Consider the following 10681-nt stretch of genomic DNA (forward strand, 5'->3'; position numbering starts at 1 on the left):
GGACCGGTGCGCCATTGACCGCTAATGTGGAGACCAGGCACAACGCGAAGGACTTAAAATCTAAAGACAAAGGAGCCACCGTATTGACTGAGAACGCAACGATTGAAAAAGAGTATATCTTGGAACGCCCTGAGGACGAAGTCGGCCTGTTGGGGACCCAAGATCAGTTTGTCACCATCCTGGAAGAGGGGCAAAATGTCGTCATCAAGCCCTTCGGCAATTCAATCAAAGTCTCTGGTGCGGCTGAGGCCGTCAACCAAACGCTGGCTATTCTACGCAACATGAGTGACCTGTTGGCCAAGGGCATTAAGTTAAACAGTGCCGACGTCATCAGTGCCATGAAGATGGCAAATAAGGGGACCTTGACTTATTTCAAGGATTTTTATACTGAAAAATTAATTAACGATGCCAAGGGTCGTGCGGTGCGGGTCAAGAACTTTGGCCAACGCCAGTACATTGATTCCATCAAGCACAATGATATTACCTTCGGCATTGGGCCTGCCGGGACCGGGAAGACTTACCTGGCCGTGGTCATGGCCGTGGCGGCGTTAAAGCATGGGGATGTGGAAAAACTGATCATTACCCGGCCAGCCGTTGAAGCTGGTGAAAGTCTCGGGTTCCTGCCTGGGGACTTGAAGGAAAAGGTTGACCCCTACCTGCGGCCAATCTATGATGCCTTGTACGCCATCCTGGGCGCCGAACACACGACGCGCTTGATGGACCGTGGCGTAATTGAGATTGCGCCACTGGCCTACATGCGTGGGCGGACGTTGGAGTCGGCTTTCGTCATTTTAGATGAAGCCCAAAACACGACCAACATGCAGATGAAGATGTTCCTGACGCGGCTGGGCTTTGGCTCAAAGATGATCGTCAACGGGGATATCTCCCAGATTGACCTGCCGAACAATGCCAAGTCCGGATTAGTTCAGGCCCAACACATCTTGCAAAACGTGTCACACATCAACTTTGTGACCTTTAACTCGGATGACGTTGTCCGTCACCCCGTGGTTGCGCGCATCATTAACGCTTACGAAGCCAACGATACTAAACCAAATGGAGCTAAAAAATAATGGATCTAGAGATTTACGATAAAACCCAAGATGGCGTGCCCGCAAAGCACGTCGACATGATCAAAGACGTTCTGGAATATGCCGGGAAGTACCTGAAGCTGGCAGAAAATACGGAAATGTCCGTCACCTTAATGAACAACGAAGATATTCACCGCATTAACAAGCAGTACCGCGGGGTCGACCGGGCCACCGACGTCATCAGTTTTGCGATTGAAGACGGCGAGGACGCGGACGATGATTTTCCGTTGGTCATGGACGATGAAATGGCCGCCGAGATTCCCGAAAACATTGGGGATATCTTCGTGTCCATGGATAAGGTTGAAGAACAAGCGGAGTACCTGGGCCATTCCTACGAACGGGAACTTGGTTTTCTCGTGGTCCACGGCTTCCTGCATTTGAACGGCTACGACCACATGGAGCCTGCAGATGAGAAGGTCATGTTCAAGCTCCAGGCCGACATTTTAGATGCCTATGGCCTCAAGCGGTAAGCCTACCCGGCAAACGGGGAAAAATCGCGCCTTTAGCCAGTCGTTAGGCCATGCGTGGGATGGTCTGCGAGCGCTCTTTCATTATGAGCGTAACTTTCGGAAACACTTGGTCGTGGGGAGCCTGGCTGTGATTGCCGGGCTCATCTTGCGGCTGAGTCTAAACGAGTGGTTGTGGCTCGTCCTGGCCATCTTCTTGGTATTGATCGCCGAAACGCTCAATACCATTGTGGAGGCCGTCGTTGATCTGGTCGTGGGGGATACCTACCATGACCTGGCGAAACGGGCGAAGGATGTGGCAGCGGGTGGGGTCTTGATGGCCGCCATCTTTGCTGTCATCGTCGGCGCGTTAGTGATGTTGCCAGCGTTAGTGCGTTGGTTCTAGGAGGAAAATATGGATAATCCAGATTACAAATCAGGTTTTGTCGCCATTGTTGGGCGGCCAAACGTGGGTAAGTCAACGTTTTTGAACCGCGTGATCGGCCAGAAAATTGCCATTATGTCAAACACGGCCCAAACGACCCGGAACAAGATTCAAGGCATCTACACGACGGACGAGGCGCAAATCGTCTTCATCGATACGCCCGGGGTTCATAAGCCTAAGAGTAAGTTGGGCGACTACATGGTGCAGTCAGCCATGTCCGCGTTAAACGAAGTCGATGCCGTTTTGTTCATGGTCAACGCCGCTGAAAAGCGGGGGGCCGGGGACAACTTTATCATCGATCGGTTAAAGAACGTCAAGGCCCCCGTTTACCTGTTGATCAACAAGATCGACCAGGTTAAGCCAGACGACCTGTTGCCTGTGATGGAACAGTACCAAACGGCACTGGACTGGAAGGCCGTTTACCCCATCTCAGCCCTCGAAGGGAACAACGTTGACGAGCTGTTGACGGGATTAGTCGACCACATGCCAAATGGGCCACAATACTACCCAGCTGACCAAGTAACGGATCACCCGGAACGGTTCGTGGTTAGCGAATTGATTCGGGAAAAAATCTTCATGTTGACGCGTGAAGAAGTGCCGCATTCAGTTGCCGTGGAAATCGAAAGCATGAAGCAAAAGGACGAGGACCACGTGCACATCGAAGCCACGATTATTGTGGAACGGCCGACCCAAAAGGGTATCATGATCGGTAAGGGCGGTAGTATGCTCAAGAAGATTGGGACCATGGCCCGTCAAGACATCGAACACCTGCTAGGGAGCAAGGTTTACCTCCAGCTGTGGGTCAAGGTGCAACCTAACTGGCGTGACAAGGCAACCCTGCTGAAGAGTTACGGGTACCGCAAGGACGATTTATAAACTAGAAAGTGGGGATGGCTGTGGCACGGAATGTGACTGATTTTCACGGCATCCTCCTTTTTCGCCGGGACTATGCCGAACGGGATTTTCTGATCAAGTTTTTAACGGCGGAGTTTGGCAAGAAAATGTTTCTGGTGCGTGGCGCCAAGAAAAAGGGCTTCAAGATGGTGGCGGATATCTTGCCATTCACGGTCGGCAGTTATGTCGGTGATATTGCCGACGACGGGCTGTCGTACATCCGGACGGCCAGAGAGACCAACCAGTATCAAAATATTAGCGGCGACATTTTCAAAAATGCCTATGCCACCTATATCATGAGTCTGGTCGATCAGGCCTTTCCGGACAGCCAACCACTGCCAGACTGGTATCACCGTGTTCAGCGCGCACTGACCCTGATCGACGATGGGGTGAACCCGTCAATTGTTACCAACATCATGGAAATTCAGTTGATGCCAGCCTTTGGGGTCGCGCCGCAGTTACAGGGGTGTGCCATTTGCGGGCGGAATGACCTGCCATTTGACTATTCGGAAAGCTACGGGGGCCTGTTGTGCCAGCAGCATTGGCAAATGGACCCACGGCGCCTGCACCTGGCTCAACGCACGATTTATTATTTACGTCAGTTCTCCGTGATCGACTTGGACCGGGTCCATTCGATCAACGTGAAACCGCAGACGGAGCATGCGCTGCGCCAGCTGATGGATGAAATCTATGATAGTCAGATTGGGGTGCATCCTAAGAGCAAACGGTTCTTGGATCAGATGCAGTCGTGGTCAGCCCGCCTGATGACACCACCGACGACGGACTAAACGTTTCGCCTCCGGCCGATACTTGTGGTAGGTGGCATCGCCAGGGTGACAACATTAAATATAAATAAACAACAGAAAATACCGTTCAGCTTTCCATGTTGGAAAGTTCTGAACGGTATTTTTGTGTAGTATTCGTTTTAAGAAAGCTTTTGATTTTGCATAGCCTTGGTCAGCTCACCTAAGAAAATAAAGGATACACCATTGTCTATGCTATAATTGGCTTCACGTAGGAAGTTTTAAGGGCGGTGGCTGTCTTTTCCCTTATGAGGTGATGTCTATGGGGACATGGAATAAACTTTGAAAGGTTTCGCAGTCAGTGAGTGTGTTTCAGGCACTTTCGTTGATGTTACTGTTTGGCACGTTTTTAATAGCGTTGCTGACGTACATTGACAGGCGTAAATAAAAAAGCCGCCCCGATGTAACTTTGGCAGGTTACGGGACGTCTTAGTTGTCGTTTTGTTTCTAGCCACCGCCTTTAAAGCGGCTTGCTGTGAGAGGGTCTGGTGTACAACCACCAGGCCTTTTCGTTTACCCTTATATAGTATCATTCTAAAGGCGCTCAATCAACAATTATCCCTTACACTGGGAAGCCACCTGTGCTTGTGCATCGTAGTTTTAGCAGTTTGCTGCCAGTGAATTTAATGGGCTAGAAGGCCGAAAACTTCAACAGAAAATATCGTTCAATTTCTCCATTTGGAAAATTCTGAACGGTATCTTTTGTATATGCTAATTTGTTTTGATGTCGCCCCACCAATCTGGGAGGAGGTCATCGAGGATGACGGTCCGCCTGGTCGCGTAGTCGGCCATGATCTGGGTGTGGCGGTTGTTGGGTGAAAACTGCAAGAGAGTTTCGCGACAAACACCACAGGGCATGCCACTGATGCCGGTCGGTGGTGCGTCACGAAAGGCAATTAGGCGTTGGACTTCCGTTTCACCACTGGTCGTGTACATGTTGAGCAATGCGACCCGTTCGGCGCAGAGGTTGAGGGTGCCAGACAGGCCCTCGATACAAAATCCTGTGAAAATTTGGCCAGACTTGCTTTGCAACGCACAGACCACGTTGTGCGCATAAATAAACTCATTGACGGCTTCCGGGTGGTAGAGCGGTTTCGCCGCTTGGTAAAGCTGTTCCCAAATGTCCAAAAGAGGTCACCTCCCAGTAAAATTAAGATTAATTTTAGCACAAACCAATCGGTAGCACAGAATAGTTGGCGGGTGGATGCTCAATTCGAAAAATCAATATGAGAAATAGTCTCTTAGTGGGTAGATATGATTAAGGTAGGCGATTGTCTTTCGACATGCTATTCTGGAGATACGATTTTCAGAAAATGACCGGTAAGTGTTGGTGGTCACTGGGGGAGAATAATTTGGGGATGATTTGGCACCGCTTAAACCGACGCTGGCTCATCGTGGCGTTTGGACTAGCAGTTAGTTTGGCGATGGGACAGTTCTTGCAGAAATTGCCCAAAATAAGTGGACACAATCCGTTCTTTTTGTCGCCCTATACGGAGTGGCTTGGCATTGATAATTTTAGTGCACTTGCGATGGCGTATTATCTGTTGTTACCGCTATTGGCAGTGTTGCCAGTAGGGAGTTTGTTGCAACAGGACCTGCGTAATGGGTTTCATTACCAGCTGCGGATGAAACGATCGGTAAAAGCAATTTTCCGGGGGTATTTTGGCTGGTCGTTTATTTTAGGCGGTCTGGTTGTGAGTGGCCCGTTGGTCATGAACTTGCTGGCCTATTTACTAGTCCTGCCCAATTTGCAGCCAGATAATCTCTTACATAGCAATGTTTTGGTGGTCCATGATAATACGATCAATGTGGGGTTGTACTATACGCATCCGTTCTGGCATGCGATGTTGTCGATTGGCCTAGTCTTTGTCTGGGGGGCCTTGTTATCTTGTCTGGTCACGGGCCTAAGCTTTTTTACGACGAAGCCGTTTGTGGCGTTCGGGAGTATGGTGTTCGGGCAGATTGGTTTGCTGATGGTGGACGCCTTCAACTGGTTGCCCCATAGTTTGGCACCTGCTAATCTGTTGAAGGAGTCGGCCAATGCCAGTGTGACGGGCCCAACGATGGTGGCTCTGACAATCTGTCTATTTGTTGTCACTCTGGGGGTAATGACAGTTGGCTGGCGGCGGTACCTTTATGCGTAGAGTCTGGCGCCAGCAATATCACCAGCTACGGTTGCATTGGCGCAGCGGGTGTTTGTTCATTCTGAGCATGAGCCTCTTTGTAGCGGCCCTGCTACGAGAAACGTTTCAATCAGGGGCAACTGCACCCACTATTTATGCCTATCTGTTTAACAGCCAGCTTTTCAGTACAATCTATTTGCCCCTCTGTTTGATGGCGAGCCTCAGTCTGTTTGACTATCGGTTACTGGATTATGGGCGCGTTGGTCGCAAACGGGTTTGGTTTTGGCAATTGTTGAGCCAAAATGGCATCATGCAGGGGATGTTATGGGGACTATGGACGGGCAGTCTGTTGTGGCGAAGCTATTTCTTAGGTCACTGGATGGCCGTAAAAGCTATCCTGTGGGGATGTTTACAGTTAGGTATGCATCAAGGATTCTTTGTCACCCTCAGTCTGATTTTGTACTGGTCATTGCGCAAAAAGATTATGGCCATACTAGGTATCTGGTTGTTGGAAGTGGTCAGCTTAGATCTATTACAGCAACCAGCGTCGCCATTTTTTAAGTACACGCACTTGGCCCCGTTTGGCAGTCATTGGTCAGCTGCTTTGGTCGTATGTTTGAGCTGGGGAGTGGCGATTATAGGGTTATGTTGGCTGATTGATTGGCGCGATAGCTAAGGGGGAAGACCATGGCACTCATTCAAATGAAAAATGTGAGCAAACACTTCGACCACCAACCGGTCTTACGGGACGTCTCATTGGAAATTGAAGCGGGCACAATCACGGCACTGACAGGGATTAACGGTTTTGGCAAGACACTCATCTTAAAAGCCATGCTAGGTTTGATAAAAACGCAAGGGACTATCAGGGTCAAACAAACATCCATCAAAGTCGGTCAAGCATATCCAATAACTGCAGGAATCATGATTGAGGCTCCCAGTGTACTCCCAGACTTTTCGGCGTTGACTAATCTGCAATTGATTGCTGATTTGATACCGGGCGTGACAGAGGGTGAGCTGCTAGACCTATTGACGGAATTTGACTTGCCGACTTCGCATTCTGCTAAGGTGCGTCACTTTTCGCTAGGGATGAAGCAAAAATTGGGAATTGCCCAGGCTGTCTTAGGGGAAAGTGAGCTGATCGTTTTGGATGAACCCACGAATGCACTGGACGCGGCCAGCATCAAAAAGTTAGTGGCTTACGTCAAAAGTTTACGAGCCGGTGGGAGCACGCTGGTGATTGCCTCACATGATCAGGCTTTCGTGGCCGCCGTGGCGGATCAACAGTTACGGGTTGAAGCGGGGACCGTTAGATGATGAAAAAACGACAGCGTTTTATTGGGGGATTGCTGATAATTGTCGGGTTAATTCTAGGGGGTGCTTGGCAATTTCAACGAGTAAATCGCGGTGTGACGACCAAGCCAGTTGTCGAGCAAATTGTTCAGCCGCATCAATGGAGCGGCAGCCGGAAAGCTCAGTTTAAAATGCTAACGGCTACGCAGCGGACAGTTACAGACGGTAAGGAAGTCACGCTGCACTTGTTAATGCAGTCGATAAAGCCAGCTAACTACGGTTTTCACGCCAATAATTTAAATATGATTGAAAATATGTGGCTAAACATTCCGTATAGCATCAGCAATCAATCGCGCGGCATGCAACATCCCAATGGACGGTATTACACAGAGAAGGAATGGCGGCAGCCGTCGGTGAAAGATGTGACCTTGCGCTTCCTGGTGATTCCTAACAGCTATCGGCAACGCCAACAATCTGCGCGATTTAGTTTCCTGGTCCCAGAACGTTCAGACCAGTTTGTGAAGTACTCTGTGCGATTGAATCTGGATCATGATGGCTCAGTTTTGGCCTAGCGAATGGAAGATTTGACTATCGTTGGATGGAAAGAAGATGGCGCCCTCAGAAAGCGAGGACGCCATTTTCTTTTTGATCTGTATTTTAAGACGTCCGGAATATCTAGCCGTCAGTCTTCAACTTTTAGCTGGTGGAGGGTGACGCCACAAGCAACGAGAACCTGTTTTAGCAAACCTACAATGGATTGGTTTCCTTTCTAGCCGGTTTCACAGTTGAACCATTCGTAGAAAACAAATACTCACTTTCAAAACAATACAGCTAGCTGTATAATGATCAGTGAGGTGATGACATGAACAGTGACCAATTGGTTTCTTGGAAATTAGTTTTACTGGGGCGACAGATTCGCCACCAACGAAATCTCTTTGTCCGGAACCTATCGTTGACGAGTGCGCAGGCGGATGCCCTCCGATTCTTTACGGACCATCCCGCAGGAACGATTACGGATTTCAAAGAACAGCAGCAGGTGACGCACCAGACGGCTCGGCTCATGGTCAAACGCTTAGTTGACCGGCAGTTATTAGTCTTACAACCGAATCCTGCTGATGGTCGAGCCAAGTTGGTCGCGTTAACGCCAGCTGGGCAGGACAAGCTTCAACAGCTAAATGCGCACATCAAGACGACCAGTCAGGCGTTATTTACCGGGTTCACGCCCGCCGAGCAGCAGCAATTATTGGCGATGCTCGGCCGAATCGGTCAAAATTTGGAAAGGAACTGAGGTCGTGTGAAAACACGCTTATACACGAAGGATGTTAAATTAGTTTTAGCCGCTAGCTTCTTCTTTTTGATGAGTCCCATGCTGGTCAATCCCATTATCGCGGGCTTTTCAAGTAATGTAGGGGCTAACAGTGTTCTGGCCGGAATCGTTGCCGGGATGATGAACCTGACCTCGCTGATTCTCCGGCCGTTGGCAGGGAATCTGACCGACCGTTTTTCTAAGTATCGCTTAAGCTCAATCGGCGCCGGATTTATCTTGGTTGCCTGCATTGGCTACGGGGTCTCCACGGCGGTGCCTCTGATCATGCTGTGGCGGGTCGTCAACGGGATTGGGTACACGTTATGCTCCGTTTGCATGGCGACCTGGATGGCCAGTCTGTTACCGGCCGACCGCATTGGCGCGGGGATGGGCATCTACGGGATTGCGAATGCCTTGGGCATGGCGATTGGGCCCGCCGTTAGTGTGTTTCTGTACCATCACTTTGGGTACCGGAGTGTTTTTTGGGTGGCAACCGGCTTCATTATTTTGTTGCTCCTGACGATTCAGTTTGTTGGGGATAAGAGTGTGCCCCATCCCGATTACCGCAAAAGCAAGGGCCAGCACGAAAAGTTACGGCTGGTTCAACCCAAAGTCGTGCCGGTTGCGGCCATTCTCCTATTGTTCTCGTTACCATACTTTGCCACGCAAACGTACATCGTGAGCTACGTCTTTCACCGGGGCTTTGCCATTCCGGCGGGGGCCTTTTTCCCCGTCTACGCGTTAGTCCTGCTAGCGATGCGGCTGATTCTACGGGATGTCTTTGACCGGGTGCCATTTAGAAAATTCTTCTGGATTTGCCTTGGGTGCAATCTGATTGGCATCGTGGGGCTGACCGACATGGACAACTGGGCCATGCTGATTGTGGGTGCGGTCGGCTTGGCTGCCGGCTACGGGCTGATGTTTTCCATTTGCCAGGCCAAGTCACTGACGCTGGTCCCCAAGGCCGACCGGGGCCTGGCTAACAGCACATTTTACATCGGCATTGACCTAGGGATGACGCTGGGACCGATGTTGGCGGGGGTCATCACGACCTTCCTGCCATGGATCTGGCTCTATCCGGTCATGGCCATCACGTTGCCCGCCATTGTCGGGGTCTATTGGGAAAATCGGCGTGGCCTGGCTTAATCGCTAACAAATCAATGGGCCAGTTGCCGTAGTCGTGGTAAACTAACTTCATATTGAATTTTAATCAAATTCTTATTATTTTGACATAAAGGGAGTTCTTACATATGAAGTATCGGCAATTAGGCAAATCAGGCTTACGCGTCAGTGAATTAGCCTTGGGCAGCTGGCTCACGGATGTCAGTGATGCCGCCAAACAGGACCTGGCCGCCCAGAGCATCAAACTGGCCTATGAAAGTGGCATCAACTATTTCGACTGTGCGGACGTGTATAGTCGCGGAGCCGCCGAACGTTTCTTGGGCAAGTCCCTTCAACAGTTTCCCCGTAAGGAATTGGTGGTTTCTAGTAAGGTTTTCTTCCCGTCGGACCGGGGCGTTAATGACCGTGGCCTCTCACGGAAACATATCACCGAATCCATCGACCAGTCGTTGACCAACCTTCAGACGGATTACTTGGACCTGTATTTCTGTCACCGATTCGACCCACAAACGCCGCTAGCAGAAACCCTGACGACCCTGAGTGGCTTGGTCGATCAAGGCAAAATCCTCTATTATGGGGTCAGCGAATGGACGCCGGTACAAATTTTAAAGGCAGAGCTGATCATTCAAGAACGAGGGTTACACCCAATCACCGTGGTCCAACCAGAGTACAACATGTTTGACCGCTACATTGAACATGAACTGCTGGACCTGTGTGGAGAACTTGGGTTGGGGGTCGTCCCATTCTCACCTTTGGCGCAGGGCCTATTGACTGGGAAATATCGTCAGGGCCAGCCCGCACCGGCCGGGTCTCGCGGCACGTTCCAACCAGACCTGCAGGCGCAACTGGTGCCAGAAAATTTGGCGAAGGTGGCAGAGTTCGCCAAAATGGCCGCAGAGTTGGGGACGGACCTGGCAACCTTTGCGTTGGCCTGGGACAAGCGGGACGCACGTATTTCCAGCCTGATCATCGGGGCCAGCAAGCCGACCCAGTTGCAGAATAACTTAAAGGCCGTTGACTTGGAGATTCCTGCCGAATATGAAGCTCGGATCGATAAACTATTTGGGTTTAAAAAGTTTTTCCGCGAAATTTAATGAATTGTGAAGCACATTCGACCGCTCGGCTTGGGCTGGTGGATGTGCTTTTTAATTGCTAAAGCATATG

The 10681-nt window shown here is 50.3% G+C and carries 14 protein-coding genes; 13 read left to right on the forward strand and 1 reads right to left on the reverse strand.

Annotated features, from left to right (window positions below):
• The first annotated feature begins 83 nt into the window (after positions 1–83).
• The 6 genes from JUF22_RS08545 to JUF22_RS13870 all read left to right on the forward strand — a co-directional run bounded on the left by JUF22_RS08545 (position 84) and on the right by JUF22_RS13870 (position 4064).
• Complete coding sequence (locus tag JUF22_RS08545; protein ID WP_125762768.1) at positions 84–1070, forward strand: PhoH family protein; 987 nt, start codon at positions 84–86, stop codon at positions 1068–1070.
• Entirely contained in the window at positions 1070–1558 is a 489-nt protein-coding gene (gene ybeY / locus JUF22_RS08550; RefSeq protein WP_203645569.1) for an rRNA maturation RNase YbeY, read from the forward strand. The genes JUF22_RS08545 and ybeY overlap by 1 nt, the downstream gene beginning before the upstream one ends.
• Positions 1536–1940 (forward strand): diacylglycerol kinase family protein, encoded by a 405-nt coding sequence (locus tag JUF22_RS08555; RefSeq protein ID WP_203645571.1) that lies wholly within the window; start codon positions 1536–1538, stop codon positions 1938–1940. The genes ybeY and JUF22_RS08555 overlap by 23 nt, the downstream gene beginning before the upstream one ends.
• A 9-nt stretch (positions 1941–1949) precedes the next feature.
• Entirely contained in the window at positions 1950–2855 is a 906-nt protein-coding gene (era, locus tag JUF22_RS08560; RefSeq protein WP_125762762.1) for a GTPase Era, read from the forward strand.
• A 14-nt stretch (positions 2856–2869) separates the two neighbouring features.
• The gene (recO, locus tag JUF22_RS08565) at positions 2870–3661 is read left to right on the forward strand and encodes a DNA repair protein RecO (protein ID WP_203645573.1); all 792 of its coding nucleotides are present in this window, start codon (positions 2870–2872) and stop codon (positions 3659–3661) included.
• A 343-nt stretch (positions 3662–4004) separates the two neighbouring features.
• Complete coding sequence (locus tag JUF22_RS13870) at positions 4005–4064, forward strand: putative holin-like toxin (RefSeq protein ID WP_308439804.1); 60 nt, start codon at positions 4005–4007, stop codon at positions 4062–4064.
• A gap of 323 nt (positions 4065–4387) precedes the next feature.
• On the opposite strand, the gene JUF22_RS08575 is transcribed toward JUF22_RS13870, so the two are convergent.
• Positions 4388–4804, reverse strand: a complete 417-nt coding sequence (locus JUF22_RS08575) for a cytidine deaminase family protein (RefSeq protein ID WP_203645575.1) — start codon at positions 4802–4804, stop codon at positions 4388–4390.
• Between the two features lie 224 nt (positions 4805–5028).
• Here JUF22_RS08575 and JUF22_RS08580 point away from each other — a divergent pair, with 224 nt between their 5' ends.
• The 7 genes from JUF22_RS08580 to JUF22_RS08610 all read left to right on the forward strand — a co-directional run bounded on the left by JUF22_RS08580 (position 5029) and on the right by JUF22_RS08610 (position 10611).
• On the forward strand, positions 5029–5820 hold the full coding sequence (locus JUF22_RS08580) for a hypothetical protein (protein ID WP_203645577.1): 792 nt from the start codon (positions 5029–5031) through the stop codon (positions 5818–5820).
• 67 nt (positions 5821–5887) lie between these two features.
• Positions 5888–6475, forward strand: coding sequence for a hypothetical protein (locus JUF22_RS08585; protein ID WP_203645578.1), 588 nt, complete (start codon positions 5888–5890; stop codon positions 6473–6475).
• Positions 6476–6486: 11 nt separating this feature from the next.
• Positions 6487–7113, forward strand: a complete 627-nt coding sequence (locus JUF22_RS08590; RefSeq protein WP_203645586.1) for an ATP-binding cassette domain-containing protein — start codon at positions 6487–6489, stop codon at positions 7111–7113.
• The gene (locus tag JUF22_RS08595) at positions 7110–7661 is read left to right on the forward strand and encodes a hypothetical protein (protein WP_203645588.1); all 552 of its coding nucleotides are present in this window, start codon (positions 7110–7112) and stop codon (positions 7659–7661) included. Before JUF22_RS08590 ends, JUF22_RS08595 begins: the two co-directional genes overlap by 4 nt.
• A 290-nt stretch (positions 7662–7951) precedes the next feature.
• Positions 7952–8377, forward strand: coding sequence for a MarR family winged helix-turn-helix transcriptional regulator (locus tag JUF22_RS08600; RefSeq protein ID WP_203645595.1), 426 nt, complete (start codon positions 7952–7954; stop codon positions 8375–8377).
• Between the two features lie 6 nt (positions 8378–8383).
• Positions 8384–9541, forward strand: a complete 1158-nt coding sequence (locus JUF22_RS08605; protein ID WP_203645597.1) for an MFS transporter — start codon at positions 8384–8386, stop codon at positions 9539–9541.
• Between the two features lie 104 nt (positions 9542–9645).
• Positions 9646–10611, forward strand: coding sequence for an aldo/keto reductase family protein (locus tag JUF22_RS08610; protein ID WP_203645599.1), 966 nt, complete (start codon positions 9646–9648; stop codon positions 10609–10611).
• Positions 10612–10681: the final 70 nt, after the last annotated feature.

Source organism: Levilactobacillus lanxiensis (genome assembly GCF_016861655.1).
Lineage (GTDB): Bacteria > Bacillota > Bacilli > Lactobacillales > Lactobacillaceae > Levilactobacillus > Levilactobacillus lanxiensis.